The 19,531-nt window shown below is 50.8% G+C and carries 9 protein-coding genes, 1 tRNA gene and 3 rRNA genes; 9 read left to right on the top strand and 4 right to left on the bottom strand.

Going from position 1 to position 19,531, the window contains the following annotated elements; genetic code table 11:
- Positions 1-155 precede the first annotated feature (155 nt).
- From rrf to FOB24_RS03675, 4 genes are all read right to left on the bottom strand, one after another.
- Positions 156-271: ribosomal RNA gene (gene rrf / locus FOB24_RS03690) — 5S ribosomal RNA — on the bottom strand.
- A gap of 98 nt (positions 272-369) precedes the next feature.
- Positions 370-3,274: ribosomal RNA gene (locus FOB24_RS03685) — 23S ribosomal RNA — on the bottom strand.
- A gap of 209 nt (positions 3,275-3,483) precedes the next feature.
- A tRNA-Glu gene (locus FOB24_RS03680) sits at positions 3,484-3,559 on the bottom strand.
- Between the two features lie 85 nt (positions 3,560-3,644).
- Positions 3,645-5,184 (bottom strand): 16S ribosomal RNA (locus FOB24_RS03675).
- The 16S, 23S and 5S rRNA genes sit together here with 1 tRNA gene alongside, the layout of an rRNA operon.
- Positions 5,185-5,753: 569 nt before the next feature.
- Between FOB24_RS03675 and FOB24_RS03670 the strand changes: the two genes are divergently transcribed.
- The 9 genes from FOB24_RS03670 to eptA all read left to right on the top strand — a co-directional run bounded on the left by FOB24_RS03670 (position 5,754) and on the right by eptA (position 19,529).
- Positions 5,754-7,385 (top strand): sensor histidine kinase, encoded by a 1,632-nt coding sequence (locus FOB24_RS03670; RefSeq protein ID WP_038636450.1) that lies wholly within the window; start codon positions 5,754-5,756, stop codon positions 7,383-7,385.
- The gene (gene dcuR / locus FOB24_RS03665; RefSeq protein ID WP_038636447.1) at positions 7,382-8,101 is read left to right on the top strand and encodes a two-component system response regulator DcuR; all 720 of its coding nucleotides are present in this window, start codon (positions 7,382-7,384) and stop codon (positions 8,099-8,101) included. The genes FOB24_RS03670 and dcuR overlap by 4 nt, the downstream gene beginning before the upstream one ends.
- A 718-nt stretch (positions 8,102-8,819) precedes the next feature.
- On the top strand, positions 8,820-10,160 hold the full coding sequence (gene dcuB / locus FOB24_RS03660; RefSeq protein WP_003031873.1) for an anaerobic C4-dicarboxylate transporter DcuB: 1,341 nt from the start codon (positions 8,820-8,822) through the stop codon (positions 10,158-10,160).
- Positions 10,161-10,256: 96 nt separating this feature from the next.
- Positions 10,257-11,903 (top strand): class I fumarate hydratase FumA, encoded by a 1,647-nt coding sequence (fumA, locus tag FOB24_RS03655; protein WP_038636444.1) that lies wholly within the window; start codon positions 10,257-10,259, stop codon positions 11,901-11,903.
- Between the two features lie 147 nt (positions 11,904-12,050).
- A complete protein-coding gene (locus tag FOB24_RS03650) occupies positions 12,051-12,683 on the top strand; it encodes a DUF2238 domain-containing protein (RefSeq protein WP_087856515.1) in 633 nt (210 codons plus the stop codon).
- A gap of 284 nt (positions 12,684-12,967) precedes the next feature.
- On the top strand, positions 12,968-15,235 hold the full coding sequence (gene adiA / locus FOB24_RS03645) for an arginine decarboxylase (protein WP_137347434.1): 2,268 nt from the start codon (positions 12,968-12,970) through the stop codon (positions 15,233-15,235).
- Between the two features lie 311 nt (positions 15,236-15,546).
- The gene (locus FOB24_RS03640; protein ID WP_069325137.1) at positions 15,547-16,308 is read left to right on the top strand and encodes an AraC family transcriptional regulator; all 762 of its coding nucleotides are present in this window, start codon (positions 15,547-15,549) and stop codon (positions 16,306-16,308) included.
- Between the two features lie 128 nt (positions 16,309-16,436).
- Positions 16,437-17,774, top strand: coding sequence for an arginine/agmatine antiporter (gene adiC / locus FOB24_RS03635; RefSeq protein ID WP_150344522.1), 1,338 nt, complete (start codon positions 16,437-16,439; stop codon positions 17,772-17,774).
- Between the two features lie 117 nt (positions 17,775-17,891).
- The gene (gene eptA / locus FOB24_RS03630) at positions 17,892-19,529 is read left to right on the top strand and encodes a phosphoethanolamine transferase EptA (protein WP_150344521.1); all 1,638 of its coding nucleotides are present in this window, start codon (positions 17,892-17,894) and stop codon (positions 19,527-19,529) included.
- Positions 19,530-19,531: the final 2 nt, after the last annotated feature.

The following is a 19,531-nucleotide window of genomic DNA, read 5'->3' as shown; positions in this document are numbered from 1 at the left end:
GGCGGGCGTCCTGCCCGCCACCCTCCGGGCCGTTGCTGCGCAACGTTCAAATCCGCTCCCGGCGGATTTGTCCTCCTCAGGAGAGCCCTCACCGACAGACCACAGATAAAACAAAAGGCCCGGTCTTTCGACCGGGCCTTCCGCTTTTATTTGATGCCTGGCAGTTCCCTACTCTCGCATGGGGAGACCCCACACTACCATCGGCGCTACGGCGTTTCACTTCTGAGTTCGGCATGGGGTCAGGTGGGACCACCGCGCTACAGCCGCCAGGCAAATTCTGTTTATTAACCCGCTTTTCGCCGGTTAATCTTATCTGTATCAGGCTGAAAATCTGTCTTCTCAAATCCGCCAAAACATCTTCGGCGTTGTAAGGTTAAGCCTCACGGTTCATTAGTATCGGTTAGCTCAATGTATCGCTACACTTACACACCCGACCTATCAACGTCGTCGTCTTCAACGTTCCTTCAGGAGACTCAAAGTCTCAGGGAGAACTCATCTCGGGGCAAGTTTCGTGCTTAGATGCTTTCAGCACTTATCTCTTCCGCATTTAGCTACCGGGCAGTGCCATTGGCATGACAACCCGAACACCAGTGATGCGTCCACTCCGGTCCTCTCGTACTAGGAGCAGCCCCCCTCAATTCTCCAGCGCCCACGGCAGATAGGGACCGAACTGTCTCACGACGTTCTAAACCCAGCTCGCGTACCACTTTAAATGGCGAACAGCCATACCCTTGGGACCTACTTCAGCCCCAGGATGTGATGAGCCGACATCGAGGTGCCAAACACCGCCGTCGATATGAACTCTTGGGCGGTATCAGCCTGTTATCCCCGGAGTACCTTTTATCCGTTGAGCGATGGCCCTTCCATTCAGAACCACCGGATCACTAAGACCTGCTTTCGCACCTGCTCGAGCCGTCACTCTCGCAGTCAAGCTAGCTTATGCCTTTGCACTAACCTCCTGATGTCCGACCAGGATTAGCTAACCTTCGTGCTCCTCCGTTACTCTTTGGGAGGAGACCGCCCCAGTCAAACTACCCACCAGACACTGTCCGCAACCCGGATTACGGGCCCACGTTAGAACACCAGCCATTAAAGGGTGGTATTTCAAGGATGGCTCCATGCAGACTGGCGTCCACACTTCAAAGCCTCCCACCTATCCTACACATCAAGGACCAGTGTTCAGTGTCAAGCTATAGTAAAGGTTCACGGGGTCTTTCCGTCTTGCCGCGGGTACACTGCATCTTCACAGCGAGTTCAATTTCACTGAGTCTCGGGTGGAGACAGCCTGGCCATCATTACGCCATTCGTGCAGGTCGGAACTTACCCGACAAGGAATTTCGCTACCTTAGGACCGTTATAGTTACGGCCGCCGTTTACCGGGGCTTCGATCAAGAGCTTCTCCTTACGGATAACCCCATCAATTAACCTTCCGGCACCGGGCAGGCGTCACACCGTATACGTCCACTTTCGTGTTTGCACAGTGCTGTGTTTTTAATAAACAGTTGCAGCCAGCTGGTATCTTCGACTGATTTCAGCTCCATGAGTAAATCACTTCACCTACCTATCAGCGTGCCTTCTCCCGAAGTTACGGCACCATTTTGCCTAGTTCCTTCACCCGAGTTCTCTCAAGCGCCTTGGTATTCTCTACCTGACCACCTGTGTCGGTTTGGGGTACGATTTCGTGTTACCTGATGCTTAGAGGCTTTTCCTGGAAGCAGGGCATTTGTCACTTCAGCACCGTAGTGCCTCGTCATCACACCTCAGCGTTAAAAGGTACCGGATTTACCTGGAACCTCCGCCTACATGCTTAAACCGGGACAACCGTCGCCCGGCCGACATAGCCTTCTCCGTCCCCCCTTCGCAGTAACACCAAGTACAGGAATATTAACCTGTTTCCCATCGACTACGCCTTTCGGCCTCGCCTTAGGGGTCGACTCACCCTGCCCCGATTAACGTTGGACAGGAACCCTTGGTCTTCCGGCGTGCGGGTTTTTCACCCGCATTATCGTTACTTATGTCAGCATTCGCACTTCTGATACCTCCAGCAACCCTCACAGGCCACCTTCAACGGCTTACAGAACGCTCCCCTACCCAACAACACATAGTGTCGCTGCCGCAGCTTCGGTGCATGGTTTAGCCCCGTTACATCTTCCGCGCAGGCCGACTCGACCAGTGAGCTATTACGCTTTCTTTAAATGATGGCTGCTTCTAAGCCAACATCCTGGCTGTCTGTGCCTTCCCACATCGTTTCCCACTTAACCATGACTTTGGGACCTTAGCTGGCGGTCTGGGTTGTTTCCCTCTTCACGACGGACGTTAGCACCCGCCGTGTGTCTCCCGTGATAACATTCTTCGGTATTCGCAGTTTGCATCGGGTTGGTAAGTCGGGATGACCCCCTAGCCGAAACAGTGCTCTACCCCCGAAGATGAATTCACGAGGCGCTACCTAAATAGCTTTCGGGGAGAACCAGCTATCTCCCGGTTTGATTGGCCTTTCACCCCCAGCCACAAGTCATCCGCTAATTTTTCAACATTAGTCGGTTCGGTCCTCCAGTTAGTGTTACCCAACCTTCAACCTGCCCATGGCTAGATCACCGGGTTTCGGGTCTATACCCTGCAACTTAACGCCCAGTTAAGACTCGGTTTCCCTTCGGCTCCCCTATACGGTTAACCTTGCTACAGAATATAAGTCGCTGACCCATTATACAAAAGGTACGCAGTCACACCCGAAGGTGCTCCCACTGCTTGTACGTACACGGTTTCAGGTTCTTTTTCACTCCCCTCGCCGGGGTTCTTTTCGCCTTTCCCTCACGGTACTGGTTCACTATCGGTCAGTCAGGAGTATTTAGCCTTGGAGGATGGTCCCCCCATATTCAGACAGGATACCACGTGTCCCGCCCTACTCTTCGAGTTCACAACAGGTGCATTTTTGTGTACGGGACTATCACCCTGTACCGTCGGACTTTCCAGACCGTTCCACTAACACACATGCTGATTCAGACTCTGGGCTGCTCCCCGTTCGCTCGCCGCTACTGGGGGAATCTCGGTTGATTTCTTTTCCTCGGGGTACTTAGATGTTTCAGTTCCCCCGGTTCGCTTCGTTAACCTATGTATTCAGTTAACGATAGTGTGACGAATCACACTGGGTTTCCCCATTCGGAAATCGCCGGTTATAACGGTTCATATCACCTTACCGGCGCTTATCGCAGATTAGCACGTCCTTCATCGCCTCTGACTGCCAGGGCATCCACCGTGTACGCTTAGTCGCTTAACCTCACAACCCGAAGATGTTTCACTTCTGATTGCGAAAATTTGAGAGACTCGAACACACCTTTTATCTGTTCTTATTACGGAGAACAGACACAGTGTGTCGTTTCAATTTTCAGCTTGATCCAGATTTTTAAAGAGCAAATATCTCAAACATGACTCGCAAGTCAGTTTTGAGATATCAGGGTACGCGTCTTTCACTCACGAACCAGCAAGTGGCGTCCCCTAGGGGATTCGAACCCCTGTTACCGCCGTGAAAGGGCGGTGTCCTGGGCCTCTAGACGAAGGGGACACTGAAGTCTCAATCGCAAGACGCCTTGCTATTCACTTTTCATCAGACAATCTGTGTGAGCACTGCAAAGGTCGGTTCTTTAAGGTAAGGAGGTGATCCAACCGCAGGTTCCCCTACGGTTACCTTGTTACGACTTCACCCCAGTCATGAATCACAAAGTGGTAAGCGCCCTCCCGAAGGTTAAGCTACCTACTTCTTTTGCAACCCACTCCCATGGTGTGACGGGCGGTGTGTACAAGGCCCGGGAACGTATTCACCGTGGCATTCTGATCCACGATTACTAGCGATTCCGACTTCATGGAGTCGAGTTGCAGACTCCAATCCGGACTACGACATACTTTATGAGGTCCGCTTGCTCTCGCGAGGTCGCTTCTCTTTGTATATGCCATTGTAGCACGTGTGTAGCCCTACTCGTAAGGGCCATGATGACTTGACGTCATCCCCACCTTCCTCCAGTTTATCACTGGCAGTCTCCTTTGAGTTCCCGGCCGGACCGCTGGCAACAAAGGATAAGGGTTGCGCTCGTTGCGGGACTTAACCCAACATTTCACAACACGAGCTGACGACAGCCATGCAGCACCTGTCTCAGAGTTCCCGAAGGCACCAAAGCATCTCTGCTAAGTTCTCTGGATGTCAAGAGTAGGTAAGGTTCTTCGCGTTGCATCGAATTAAACCACATGCTCCACCGCTTGTGCGGGCCCCCGTCAATTCATTTGAGTTTTAACCTTGCGGCCGTACTCCCCAGGCGGTCTATTTAACGCGTTAGCTCCGGAAGCCACTCCTCAAGGGAACAACCTCCAAATAGACATCGTTTACGGCGTGGACTACCAGGGTATCTAATCCTGTTTGCTCCCCACGCTTTCGCACCTGAGCGTCAGTCTTCGTCCAGGGGGCCGCCTTCGCCACCGGTATTCCTCCAGATCTCTACGCATTTCACCGCTACACCTGGAATTCTACCCCCCTCTACGAGACTCAAGCTTGCCAGTTTCAAATGCAGTTCCCAGGTTGAGCCCGGGGATTTCACATCTGACTTAACAAACCGCCTGCGTGCGCTTTACGCCCAGTAATTCCGATTAACGCTTGCACCCTCCGTATTACCGCGGCTGCTGGCACGGAGTTAGCCGGTGCTTCTTCTGCGAGTAACGTCAATCGCTGCGGTTATTAACCACAACGCCTTCCTCCTCGCTGAAAGTACTTTACAACCCGAAGGCCTTCTTCATACACGCGGCATGGCTGCATCAGGCTTGCGCCCATTGTGCAATATTCCCCACTGCTGCCTCCCGTAGGAGTCTGGACCGTGTCTCAGTTCCAGTGTGGCTGGTCATCCTCTCAGACCAGCTAGGGATCGTCGCCTAGGTGAGCCGTTACCCCACCTACTAGCTAATCCCATCTGGGCACATCCGATGGCAAGAGGCCCGAAGGTCCCCCTCTTTGGTCTTGCGACATTATGCGGTATTAGCTACCGTTTCCAGTAGTTATCCCCCTCCATCGGGCAGTTTCCCAGACATTACTCACCCGTCCGCCACTCGTCACCCGAGAGCAAGCTCTCTGTGCTACCGTTCGACTTGCATGTGTTAGGCCTGCCGCCAGCGTTCAATCTGAGCCATGATCAAACTCTTCAATTTAAGTTTGATGCTCGTGAATTAAACTTCGTAATGAATTACGTGTTCACTCAGAGACTTGGTATTCATTTTTCGTCTTGCGACGTTAAGAATCCGTATCCTCGAGTGCCCACACAGATTGTCTGATAAATTGTTAAAGAGCAGTTGCGACGCGCTTTGGCGCTCTGTCGCGAGGTGGCGTATATTACGCTTTCCTCTTTCAGAGTCAACCCTCATTTTCAGGTTTTTCTCTTCAACCGACCGGGCTGTTTGTGTGAAGTGATTCACATCCGCCGTGTCGATGGAGGCGCATTATAGGGAGTTTCCTTCAGCCCGCAACCCCTAAATGACAGAAAAATGACTGACTGCTGCATTCCACAGCAAAACCCCGCCTTATACCCATTTACGCACAGAGTTATCCACAATCATCAAAAAACTACCGGTACGCATTACCGAAAAATGGAGAGAACCGGCACAGAACGCTCTATATATAGAAGAAGTATTGGCAGCCTAAGCCCACATTCCTTACCACCTTTGAATTACGCATGCCGTCGGGCGATAATACCCGCACAAACCGTGATTCCAGGACCGTGATGAGACACTCTCTGCAACGTACTGCTATACGCAAACGCCCAATGAAGCTCGGCACTACCGTGATCCTCATGGTCAGTGCAGTACTCTTCTCAGTGCTGCTTGTTGTTCATCTGATTTACTTTTCGCAAATCAGCAACATGACACGCGATGCATTAGCGGATAAAGCGCTTGCGGTCGCGCGGACGCTGGCAAACTCGCCGGAGATCCGCCAAGGGTTAATGAAAAAACCTGAGGAAAGCGGCATTCAGGCGATTGCCCAGGCGGTGAATAAGAGCAACGATTTTTTGTTCATCGTCGTCACCGATATGCAAAGCATTCGTTATTCCCATCCCGAAGCGCAGCGGATCGGCCAGCCGTTTAAAGGTGATGACATTTTGCTGGCTCTGCAGGGCAAAGAGAATGTTGCCATTAATCGCGGGTTTCTGGCTAAAGCTCTGCGCGTGTTTACCCCTATCTATGATGAGCATCACCGACAGATTGGCGTGGTGGCGATCGGCCTTGAGCTAAGTAGAGTGACTGAGCAGATCAATAACAGTCGCGGCAGTATCTTCTGGTCCATCTTGTTTGGCGTTCTGGTTGGGTTACTCGGCACATGGGTATTCGTCAAAGTCCTTAAGCGCATTTTGTTTGGCCTGGAGCCTTATGAAATCTCCAATCTGTTCGAACAACGCCAGGCGATGCTGCACTCTATAAAGGAAGGTGTCATTGCCGTTGATGAGTGTGGTGAAGTCACGCTGATAAACCAGGCGGCGCAGGAGTTGCTTGATTACCACAAATCCCAAGACGATGCCCAGCTCTCAACGCTCAGCCACGCGTGGTCACAGGTGGTCGATTTTTCGCAAGTACTACGCGATGGAACGCCACGCCGCGATGAAGAGATCACGGTGAAAGATCGGCTACTCTTAATTAATACTGTTCCGGTACTCAGCAACGGAAAAATCATCGGGGCCATTTCAACGTTCCGCGATAAAACTGAAGTTCGGAAACTGATGCAACGCCTGGACGGTATGGTTAACTATGCCGACGCACTTCGTGAACGATCCCACGAATTCATGAACAAATTGCACGTGATTCTGGGATTATTGCACCTGAAAAGTTATAAGCAGCTTGAAAATTACATCCTGAAGACCGCGAACAATTATCAGGAAGAGATTGGCTCACTGTTAGGAAAAATAAAATCTCCGGTGATCGCTGGATTTTTACTCAGTAAGATTAATCGCACATCTGATTTAGGTCATAGTCTGGTCATTAGCAATGAAAGCCAATTGCCGGAAAACAGCAATGAAGATCAGGTAGCGGTGCTGATTACCGTTTTGGGGAATTTGATTGAAAACGCCCTGGAGGCGCTAGGTCAAGAACCCGGTGGCGAGATCAGCGTATCCTTGCACTATCGACACGGCTGGTTGCATTGCGAAGTGAATGACGATGGTCCAGGGATCGCCCCTGAACACATTGAGCACATCTTTGAGAAGGGCGTCTCGTCAAAAGGAACCGAACGAGGCGTCGGTTTAGCACTTGTGAAACAGCAGGTTGAAAGTGTTGGCGGCAATATTTCCGTCGAGTCTGAACCTGGGGTCTTCACCCAATTTTTTGTACAGTTACCGTGGAATGGTGAGAGGGCCAGCAGATGATCAATGTCTTAATTGTCGATGACGATGCAATGGTAGCGGAATTAAATCGTCGTTATGTCGCGCAACTCTCCGGTTTTCATTGCTGCGGAACAGCCTCTACGCTGGAGAAAGCCAAAGAGATCATCTTTCATAGCGGTCATCATATCGATTTGATTTTGCTGGACATTTACATGCAAAAAGAAAACGGTCTGGATCTGCTGCCCGTTCTGCACAGCAAAGGCTGCAAGTGTGATGTTATTGTCATCTCTTCCGCCGCTGACGCGACCACCATCAAAGACTCTCTGCACTATGGTGTCGTTGACTACCTGATCAAACCTTTCCAGGCTTCCCGTTTTGAAGAAGCGCTAACCGGCTGGCTACATAAGAAAACAGAGATGGAAAAGCATCAGTACTATGAACAGTCTGAGCTTGACCAACTTATTCACGGCAGCTCCTCCAATGAGCAGGAAGTACGCCGCTTACCCAAAGGGCTAACGCCACAAACATTACGTACGCTGTGCCAGTGGATTGATGAGCACCAGGATCAGGAGTTCTCTACGGATGAGCTGGCCAATGAGGTCAATATCTCCCGCGTCTCTTGCCGTAAATACCTTATCTGGCTGGTTAATTGTCACATCTTATTTACCAGCATCCACTATGGCGTGACCGGTAGACCTGTTTATCGTTACCGCGTTCAGGCAGAGCAATACTCATTGCTTAAACAATATTGCCAATAAATACATTTTGGGATTATTTGTTATTTGAAAGTAACAATTATTAAAATAATGAAAAATCCCTATTTTACTGGCTGAAGCAGAAGCATTATCAATTTGCGTTAGATCAAATATATTTGTACACAGCATCTCAAAAGCTATATTTCAATATTGATAAACATCACACTGTTTTTAATTTCAAAATCGCTAACAAAAGTTAATTAAGTATTATCTGACTCGCAGAGTGTGTATTTTTACCCATAAAGGATTAGTCTGAAATTAACCAGACATACAAAATCTGGACTGGTAGCAATGGAGACCATGCTACGTACCATGGACACCGTACATTTTTGTGAGCAAATAAAAGTATCCGTACGCCGATCTCATTACATAATGAAATGGCGTGACCGTGATCACACAAATAACCCACTCACTCATTCTGCCCGTGGTTCATGTCATAGCGGAAAACGCAAAACAGATAAATTACAGCGTCAACCGCAGCTCTCGATGCCCAGTTCTGCTTCCCATCGCCTGAGGATTTTCTCCTCTGTTCAACGCCACAGAAAAAAACTAAATATCGCCATAACTTTAAAAAAACATTCTAGCAAGACATTTGAACATTAATCGCAAATACGGACATATCGAATACTGACCATTTTTTGATGCTTATTCTGGCAAAAAAGAATGTGCCACAGATCCATTTTTCAAAAAATTGACTGGGTTTTTCGCGAGGGTAAATAAAATGTTATTTAGTATACAACTTCTCATAATATTAATATGTTTGTTTTATGGTGCCAGAAAGGGCGGTATCGCACTGGGCTTATTAGGCGGTATCGGCCTGGTCATTCTGGTTTTCGTTTTCCATCTCCAGCCGGGTAAACCACCTGTAGACGTTATGCTGGTTATTATTGCCGTGGTGGCCGCATCGGCAACCTTGCAAGCCTCCGGCGGCCTTGACGTTATGCTGCAAATCGCTGAAAAGCTGCTGCGCCGTAACCCAAAATACGTTTCTATCGTCGCACCGTTTGTTACCTGCACCCTGACGATTCTCTGTGGTACAGGCCACGTGGTATACACCATCCTGCCAATCATTTATGACGTTGCCATTAAGAATAATATTCGCCCGGAACGTCCAATGGCGGCGAGTTCTATCGGTGCGCAAATGGGTATTATCGCCAGCCCGGTTTCCGTAGCCGTGGTGTCACTGGTCGCCATGCTGGGTAATGTGACGTTTGAAGGTAAACATCTCGAATTCCTCGACCTGCTCAGCATCACCATCCCGTCTACCCTGCTGGGTATACTGGCTATCGGTATTTTCAGCTGGTTCCGTGGTAAAGATCTGGATAAAGATGAAGAATTCCAGAAGTTTATTTCCGTCCCTGAAAACCACAACTATGTTTATGGCGACACCGCCACGCTGTTAGATAAAAAACTGCCGAAAAGCAACTGGCTGGCCATGTGGATCTTCCTCGCCGCTATCGCCGTGGTTGCTGTGCTCGGCGCATTCTCTGAGCTGCGCCCTACCTTCAGCGGCAAACCGCTGTCCATGGTACTGGTTATCCAGATGTTCATGCTGCTGACCGGTGCGCTGATTATTATCCTGACGAAGACTAATCCCGCTTCAATATCTAAAAACGAAGTCTTCCGTTCCGGTATGATCGCGATTGTGGCGGTGTACGGTATTGCCTGGATGGCCGAAACAATGTTCGGTGCGCACATGACAGAAATCGAAGGTGTGCTGGGTAATATGGTGAAAGAGTATCCGTGGGCCTATGCAATTGTTCTGCTGCTGGTATCCAAGTTTGTAAACTCCCAGGCAGCGGCGCTGGCGGCGATTGTTCCAGTCGCGCTGGCAATCGGGGTTGATCCAGCGTACATCGTTGCTTCGGCGCCGGCATGTTACGGTTACTACATTCTGCCGACCTACCCGAGCGATCTGGCTGCTATTCAGTTTGACCGTTCCGGTACCACCCACATCGGCCGCTTCGTTATCAACCACAGCTTCATTCTGCCTGGCTTGATCGGCGTAAGCGTATCCTGTGTCTTTGGTTGGATATTCGCCGCAATGTACGGTTTCCTGTAATCACAGTTCGCGTGCCGTCCGCGTTGGTACGGCACGCCACTCTTAAGACACAGTGAATTTCTAAATTCCTGATAAAAATGAAAAGGCTGGAAGCAAATGTCAAAAGTTGAATTCACTTACCAGGCGGCTTTCCCACTGGGGGAAGACAAAACTGAGTACTACCTGCTGACATCCGATCACGTCAGCGTCGGCGAGTTTGAAGGCGAGACTATCCTGAAAGTAGCCCCTGAAGCACTTACGCTACTGGCTCAGCAAGCCTTCCACGATGCCTCCTTTATGCTCCGCCCTGAACACCAACAGCAAGTCGCCTCAATTCTCCATGATCCCGAAGCCAGCGAAAACGATAAGTACGTGGCGCTGCAGTTCCTGAGAAACTCCGAAATCGCCGCCAAAGGCGTATTGCCAACCTGCCAGGACACCGGTACGGCCATTATCATGGGTAAAAAAGGCCAGCGCGTGTGGACCGGCGGCGGCGATGAAGCCGCGCTCTCCAGAGGCGTATTTAATACCTATATTGAAGATAACCTGCGCTACTCGCAAAACGCGGCGCTGGATATGTACAAAGAAGTGAATACCGGCACCAACCTGCCTGCGCAAATCGATCTGTACAGCGTGGACGGTGATGAATACAAATTCCTGTGCGTGGCCAAAGGCGGTGGCTCAGCCAACAAAACCTATCTGTATCAGGAAACCAAAGCGCTGCTGACTCCCGGAAAACTGAAAAACTTCCTGGTGGAAAAAATGCGTACGCTGGGTACCGCAGCTTGCCCGCCGTACCATATTGCATTCGTCATTGGCGGCACGTCAGCGGAAAGCACCCTTAAAACGGTGAAGCTGGCCAGCACGCACTACTATGATGCGCTGCCGACTGAAGGCAATGCTCACGGCCAGGCCTTCCGCGATCTGCAACTGGAACAGGAACTGCTGATCGAGGCACAGAAACTCGGCCTCGGCGCTCAGTTTGGCGGGAAATACTTCGCACATGACATCCGCGTGATCCGTCTGCCTCGCCACGGCGCGTCCTGCCCGGTAGGTATGGGCGTTTCCTGTTCCGCGGACCGTAACATTAAAGCCAAGATTAACCGCGAAGGGATCTGGATTGAAAAACTGGAACATAATCCAGGTCAGTACATTCCCGAATCTCTGCGCCAGGCTGGCGAAGGCGAAGTGGTTAAGGTAGACCTTAACCGTCCGATGAAAGAGATCCTCGCCCAGCTTTCGCAGTACCCGGTTTCTACCCGCCTGTCACTGAGCGGCACGATTATTGTTGGTCGTGACATCGCCCACGCGAAGCTAAAAGAGCGTATTGAGTCCGGCGAAGGTCTGCCGCAGTACGTGAAAGATCATCCGATCTACTACGCGGGCCCGGCAAAAACGCCAGCGGGTTATCCGTCCGGCTCTTTAGGGCCGACTACCGCAGGTCGTATGGACTCCTATGTTGACCTGTTGCAGTCACACGGCGGCAGCATGATCATGCTGGCAAAAGGCAACCGTAGCCAGCAGGTGACAGACGCTTGCCACAAACACGGCGGTTTCTACTTAGGCAGCATCGGCGGACCGGCAGCGGTACTGGCGCAGCAGAGCATTAAGCATCTGGAATGCGTGGAATACCCGGAGCTGGGTATGGAAGCTATCTGGAAAATCGAAGTAGAAGATTTCCCGGCGTTCATCCTGGTCGATGATAAAGGCAACGATTTCTTCCAGCAAATCGTCAGCAAACAATGCGCTAACTGCGCGAAGTAACCTATTCGGCCCGGCACTGGACTGACACTAAACTTTTGGCGTCAGTCCAGCGATCCCCCCGGGCCACCTTAATCCCCCCATTTACTGGCGTTGAATTTTTGCTGCTCACAGGGAATAGTAATCTTTTCCATTACGTGTGAATTCATAATGCTCCGCACACTGAACCCCATGATTTTGCAGTCTGGCGCGCTGATTCTGGCGCTGATCCTTATCTACACCGGCATCTGTGCCACTGAGAAAATCACCTGGCTGATGGAAGTCACGCCGGTCATTATCGTCGTACCGTTGTTGCTGACTACCGTAAAGCGCTACCCGTTGACGCCGCTGCTCTACACGCTAATTTTCTTTCACGCCATCATTCTGATGGTCGGCGGTATGTATACCTATGCCAAAGTCCCCGTCGGTTTTCAGGTTCAGGAATGGCTGGATCTTAGTCGCAACCCCTATGACAAGTTGGGTCACTTCTTTCAGGGGCTGGTGCCAGCGCTGACGGCACGAGAGATTTTAGTGCGCGGTAATATTGTCCGTGGCCGAAAAATGCTGGCATTTTTAGTCTGCTGCGTGGCGTTGGCGATTAGCGCGACCTATGAGCTGATCGAATGGTGGGCGGCGCTGGCAATGGGTCAAGGAGCTGATGATTTTCTCGGCACGCAGGGCGACCCATGGGATACCCAATCCGATATGTTTTGCGCCCTGCTTGGGGCCTTAACCACCGTGATTTTACTGGCGAGAATGCATTGCAAGCAACTGCGCCATTATGGGTTAATCACCGCCAACTGAATGAAATCATTACCGGATGTTGCTGATGCACATCCGGCCTGCATGCTTGCCATTCAGCAATATCAGTATCAGCCAAAAAAATAGTCCCCCTGTCGATAAACGGCGGTTAAAATCCGCCTTCAACACAGCATAACTCATTGTTTAAAAACATATAAAATACAAAATAGACTATTTTTCACCCGCTTTACAGCCCATTTTCTCAGGATAATACTTGCCTGCGTCACATTCATACGGTGTGTCTGCAATCCATAAATTGCAACCTTTCCACAACCGGGTAAAAGATGATGAAAGTATTAATTGTTGAAAGTGAGTTTCTGCATCAGGACACCTGGGTCGGTAGCGCTGTCGAACGTCTGGCTGACGCATTAAGCCGCCAGAATGTTACCGTCATTAAGTCCACCTCATTCGACGATGGTTACGCCATCCTCGCCGCAAATGAAGCCATTGATTGCCTGATGTTCAGCTATCAAATGGAACAACAAGATGAGCACCTGAATGTCAGGCAATTGATCGGCAAGCTCCACGAGCGCCAGCAAAACGTTCCCGTTTTCCTGCTGGGCGATCGCGAAAAAGCCACCGCATCGTTGGATCGCGACCTGCTGGAGCTTGTCGATGAATTCGCCTGGATTCTGGAAGATACCGCAGACTTTATCGCCGGGCGCGCCGTGGCGGCGATGACTCGTTACCGCCAGCAGCTTCTGCCGCCGCTGTTCAGCGCGCTGATGAAATATGGCGACATCCATGAATATTCCTGGGCGGCGCCTGGCCACCAGGGCGGCGTCGGTTTTACCAAAACCCCAGCCGGTCGTTTCTATCATGACTACTACGGCGAAAACTTATTCCGTACCGACATGGGTATCGAACGCACCTCCCTGGGTTCACTGCTGGATCATACTGGCGCATTTGGCGAGAGCGAAAAATATGCCGCCCGGGTGTTTGGCGCTGACCGCTCCTGGTCCGTGGTGGTCGGGACTTCCGGCTCTAACCGCACCATCATGCAAGCCTGTATGACCGACAACGACGTCGTGGTGCTGGATCGCAACTGCCATAAATCGATTGAACAGGGGCTGATCCTTACCGGGGCAAAACCGGTATACATGGTGCCTAGCCGCAACCGCTACGGCATTATCGGGCCTATCTACCCGCAGGAAATGCAGCCTGAAACATTGCAGAAAAAAATCAGTGAAAGCCCACTGACAAAAGGCAAAGCCGGACAAAAACCGTCATACAGCGTCGTGACTAACTGTACCTATGACGGCGTTTGCTACAACGCAAAAGAGGCGCAGGACCTGCTCGCGCAAACCAGCGATCGTATCCACTTCGATGAAGCCTGGTACGGCTATGCCCGCTTTAACCCAATTTATGCCGACCACTACGCCATGCGTGGCGCGCCGGGCGATCATAACGGCCCTACCGTTTTTGCCACCCACTCGACTCACAAACTGCTGAATGCGCTCTCCCAAGCATCTTATATTCACGTCCGTGAAGGTCGTGGGGCCGTGAACTTCTCCCGCTTTAACCAGGCGTACATGATGCACGCCACCACCTCTCCGCTGTATGCCATCTGCGCATCAAACGATGTGGCGGTTTCCATGATGGACGGTAACAGCGGCCTGTCGCTCACCCAGGAAGTGATTGACGAAGCAGTCGATTTCCGTCAGGCCATGGCGCGGCTGTACAAAGAATTCACCGCCGAAGGCGACTGGTTCTTCAAACCGTGGAACAAAGAAGTGGTAACCGATCCGCAGACCGGCAAAACCTATGACTTTGCCGATGCGCCAACCCAACTCCTGACCACTGACCAGAACTGCTGGGTAATGCGTCCGGGCGAATCCTGGCACGGGTTTAAAGATCTGCCGGATAACTGGAGCATGCTGGACCCGATTAAAGTCAGCATTCTGGCACCAGGTATGGGCGACGATGGCGAACTGGAAGAGACTGGTGTTCCTGCTGCTCTGGTCACCGCCTGGCTTGGCCGTCACGGTATCGTGCCGACGCGTACCACCGACTTCCAGATTATGTTCCTGTTCTCAATGGGGATTACCCGTGGGAAATGGGGCACACTGATCAACACGTTGTGCTCTTTCAAACATCACTACGATGCGAATACTCCGCTGGCACAGGTAATGCCTGAACTGGTTGAGGAATATCCAGACACTTACGCAAACATGGGCATTCACGATCTTGGCGACACCATGTTTGCCTGGCTGAAAGAGAACAACCCTGGCAGCCGTCTCAATGCAGCCTACTCCGGCCTGCCTGTTGCTGAAATTACACCGCGTGAAGCCTATAACGCGATAGTCAGCGATAACGTTGAGATGGTGGCCATTGAAAATCTGCAGGGCCGTATAGCAGCGAACTCTGTGATTCCTTACCCACCAGGAATTCCGATGCTGTTGTCCGGTGAAAACTTTGGCGACGCTAATAGCCCGCAGATTAGTTATCTACGTTCGTTGCAGTCCTGGGACCACCATTTCCCTGGATTTGAACATGAAACCGAAGGAACGGAAATTATTGACGGTGTGTATCACGTCATGTGCGTGAAAGCATAATGTCTTTTTGAGATAGTCCGATTTGAAGGATGACATGTCATGCTTGAGTAATTCCTGAGTATTGCTGCAAAACAATAACATTGTCATACCTTTTTGCGCGGGACCACCCCGCGCTTTTTTTATACGAAAATTGCACGTTGCCACTTGCGTAAAATTTTATGTACACGGCAATAATCCCTACAGATATTGTAATTAATCTAAATATCGCTATTTTATCGCCTGTCTTGATTCATCACACAATTTCATTTGCCGGTTATTTCTTGCCCAATGGTAAGTTACGGTAGTTTATGTCATATTCCTGGAGTTTGGGTATGAGACTTTGCAGCAAAGAAGCGTGTGTTGTCGTATTAACGGAGAAGGATGTTTGGTTAAGGATTAACGGTAAAGAAGCCATCAGTTTAAAAGCTAATCATATGGCATTGGTGGCATGTGATAATAATATTATCGACTTCTCATCACTTAATAACGCACTGGTCGTACATATCAGCCGCGATATCATTAAAGACTATCTGCGTTTTTTAAATAAGGACCTTTCACAGATCCCATTCTGGCAGCGGAGTGCTAACCCAGTGATCACCGCTACCTGTCTGACGCCGGATGTCTTCCGGGTGGCCGCCCAACATAGCGTAATGGAAACAGTAGACGAAGGTGAAAGAGAGCGCACACGCTCACTACTGTTCACGGTGTTGTCACGCTTCCTTGACAGCAAAAAATTTATCTCTTTACTCATGCATATGCTGCGTAGTCGTATCAGCGACAGCGTTTATCACATTATTGAAAGCGACATACACAAAGACTGGAATTTAAGCATGGTTGCCAGTTGCTTATGCCTGAGTCCCAGCTTGTTAAAGAAGAAACTCAAAAGCGAAAATACAAGTTACAGCCAAATAATTACCACATGTCGCATGCGTTATGCCGTCAATCAACTCCTGATGGATGAGAAAAACATTTCCCAGGTCTCTCAACTGTGCGGATATAACAGTACCTCATACTTTATTTCCGTATTCAAAGAGTTTTATGGGATGACGCCACTGCATTATGTTAGTCAACATCGGGAGCCATCCGCTGCCTGAGTTTTAATCAGTTAGCGATAAGCCATAATAATATCAGCATTAGCGATACCCCAGCTCCGTCATCATAAAATAGTCTTTTGAAGAGGTATGATAAGTCCGTCATTTATCCTTATCAGGAGTTAAAAAATATGTCGACGGATGCTGATGCTCACAAAGTGGGCTTAATCCCCGTCACCCTTATGGTGTCGGGGAATATTATGGGTTCCGGTGTATTCCTGCTACCCGCAAACCTTGCGTCAACTGGCGGGATTGCAATCTACGGATGGTTGGTCACGATTATCGGTGCTCTGGCACTGTCGATGGTGTACGCAAAAATGTCGTCCTTAGACTCCAGTCCCGGTGGTTCTTATGCTTATGCCCGCCGCTGTTTCGGTCCTTTTTTAGGCTACCAGACTAACGTCCTGTACTGGCTGGCCTGCTGGATTGGCAACATCGCCATGGTGGTCATTGGCGTCGGTTACCTGAGCTACTTTTTCCCCATCTTAAAAGATCCGCTGGTCCTGACGCTGACCTGTGTCGCGGTGCTGTGGATCTTCGTATTGCTGAACATTGTCGGCCCGAAAATGATCACCCGTGTACAGGCCGTCGCAACGGTGCTGGCGCTGGTGCCGATTGTTGGGATTGCCGTCTTCGGCTGGTTCTGGTTCCGCGGTGAAACCTATATGGCGGCCTGGAACGTCAGCGGTATGAATACCTTCGGCGCAATTCAAAGCACCCTGAACGTGACCTTATGGTCATTTATCGGGGTGGAAAGTGCCTCCGTCGCGGCAGGCGTGGTTAAAAACCCCAAACGTAACGTGCCTATCGCCACCATTGGCGGGGTGCTGATTGCCGCCGTTTGTTACGTGCTCTCCACAACGGCGATTATGGGGATGATCCCTAACGCTGCGCTGCGTGTTTCGGCCTCGCCGTTCGGTGATGCCGCAAGAATGGCGCTGGGCGACACCGCTGGCGCGATCGTCTCCTTCTGCGCCGCTGCCGGGTGTCTTGGTTCACTGGGCGGATGGACGCTGCTGGCCGGACAAACCGCCAAAGCGGCGGCCGATGACGGTTTGTTCCCGCCGATTTTTGCCCGCGTTAACAAAGCCGGTACCCCGGTGGCCGGGTTAATTATCGTCGGTATCCTGATGACCATTTTCCAGTTCAGCAGCATGTCGCCGAACGCCGCAAAAGAGTTTGGTCTGGTCTCTTCGGTTTCGGTCATCTTCACGCTGGTGCCATATCTGTACACCTGCGCTGCGCTGCTGCTGCTCGGTCATGGTCACTTCGGCAAAGCGCGCCCGCTGTATCTGGCGGTAACCTTTATCGCCTTTGTCTACTGCATCTGGGCAGTGATCGGTTCTGGCGCCAAAGAGGTGATGTGGTCGTTCGTCACGCTGATGATTATTACCGCGCTGTACGCACTTAACTACAACCGGATCCATAAAAACCCCTATCCATTAGATGCCCCGGTAAAAAATAGTTAACGCAAGCGGCACTGGTGAATAGCCGCCATCCTGCAAAAAGCCAATCTTAAGAACTTAAGGTTGGCTTAATTTTACTTTGAGAGGATCTACACCACTTAGTCGATGGAATCCCCCTTAATGTTAAAGCACCTGTTTAAAAGGCCCACTCTCGGGTTAATCAGCTGGCTTCTGCTGCTCTCATTTTATCTTGCGACTTTTCTGAACATTGCGTTCTATAAACAAGTGCTGCAAGACCTGCCCCTGGATTCTGTGCGCAACGTGTTGGTGTTTTTATCGATGCCGGTCGTCGCTTTCAGCGTTATGAACATCGTGCTGACGCTGGCCTCATTCCTGTGGCTTAACCGCCTGGTGGCGTGTGTTTTCATTCTGGTTGGCGCATCGGCTCAATATTTCATCATGACCTACGGCATCATCATCGACCGCTCGATGATCGCCAATATGATGGACACCACGCCCGCCGAAACCTTCGCCCTGATGACACCGCGAATGGTAATTACGCTCGGGGTGAGCGGTATTCTGGCCGCGCTCATTGCCTGCTGGATAAGAATCAAGCCTGTTACTCCAGTGCTGCGCAGCGTGTTGTTCCGTGGCGCGAACATTCTGATCTCCGCGTTGCTGATCGTGTTGGTCGCCGCGTTCTTCTATAAAGATTACGCCTCACTGTTTCGCAACAACAAAGAACTGGTGAAATCCCTCAGCCCATCCAACAGCATTGTGGCGACGTCATCATGGTATTCGCACCAGAGGCTGGCCCACCTGCCGTTGGTACGCATTGGCGAAGATGCGCATCGCAATCCATTGATGGTAAAAGAAAAGCGTAAAAACCTGACGATTGTGGTTCTCGGCGAGACCTCCCGCGGCGACAACTTCTCCCTGTCCGGGCATGCGCGCCAGACCAACCCGCTACTGGAAAAAGATAATGTGGTCTATTTCCCGCGCACGACGTCCTGCGGTACGGCCACGGCGGTATCTGTACCCTGCATGTTCTCCGATATGCCGCGCGCGCATTATGATGAAGAACTGGCGCAGCATCAGGAAGGCGTACTCGACATCATCCAGCGGGCGGGAATTAACGTGCTGTGGAATGATAACGACGGTGGATGTAAAGGAGCCTGCGATCGGGTGCCGCACCAGAATATGACTAAGCTGAACCTGCCGGGACAGTGTATTGATGGTGAATGCTATGATGACGTCCTGTTCCACGGGCTGGAAGAGTACATTAATAATCTGCAAGGCGACGGCGTGATTGTGCTGCACACCATCGGCAGCCACGGTCCGACCTATTACAACCGCTATCCTGCGCAGTTCAAGAAATTTACGCCAACCTGCGACACCAACGAGATCCAGACCTGTTCCCAGCAACAGCTGGTCAATACATACGACAACACGATTCTTTATGTTGACTATATTGTTGATAAAGCAATCAATATACTGAAAGAGCATCAGGATAATTTCACCACCAGCCTGGTCTATCTTTCCGATCACGGTGAATCCTTAGGGGAAAATGGCGTCTATTTGCACGGCCTGCCGTATTCGATTGCGCCAGATACGCAAAAACATGTGCCGATGCTGCTGTGGCTCTCAGAAGATTATCAGCAACGCTATCAGGTCTCTCAGACATGTTTGCAAAAACGGGCAAGCTCAGAAGATTTCTCACAGGATAATCTGTTCTCGACTCTGCTGGGATTAACGGGCGTGCAAACACAGAAATATCAGGCGGCAGATGATATTCTGCAACCCTGCCGGGGAGGCTAAGC

The sequence above is a fragment of the Citrobacter werkmanii genome, assembly GCF_008693645.1.
In the GTDB taxonomy this organism is placed as follows: Bacteria; Pseudomonadota; Gammaproteobacteria; order Enterobacterales; family Enterobacteriaceae; genus Citrobacter; species Citrobacter werkmanii.
The sequence above is the reverse complement of the archived record's forward strand: the minus strand, read 5'-3'. Positions and strand labels throughout refer to the sequence as shown.